The sequence below is a fragment of the Bartonella sp. AA81SXKL genome (assembly GCF_042196945.1).
Classification (GTDB): Bacteria; Pseudomonadota; Alphaproteobacteria; order Rhizobiales; family Rhizobiaceae; genus Bartonella.
This window is the reverse complement of sequence record NZ_JBHIRH010000341.1, coordinates 357-612: the sequence shown is the minus strand read 5'-3', so window position 1 is coordinate 612 and position 256 is coordinate 357. Positions and strand designations below refer to the sequence as shown.

The window sequence follows — 256 nt, the reverse complement described above, 5'->3', positions numbered from 1 at the left end:
AGTGTAGAGGAAAGTGTTAAATCATAATGGGGAGCAAGATTCCAGAAATAAGAATTTTTTATGCCCATACCCAAATAATCGGCATAAAAAAAATGGGGCGCGAGAAAACCGCTAGCACGCCGTATTGTTGGGTCATAGAGCTCAAAAGTTGGAAGCTGTGCAATCGGTACACCAAAAACTTCAAAACGGCTATTTTCAAATTGAATTTTTTTGGTAACGCTATTCCATATGATCTTTCTTGCTTTAATTTTCCAAA

General features: G+C 37.1%; 1 pseudogene. It reads right to left on the bottom strand.

The annotated features are described in order from the left end of the window. Positions 1-256 (bottom strand): annotated as a pseudogene (locus ACFINZ_RS11580) (LPS-assembly protein LptD); the annotation flags it as partial.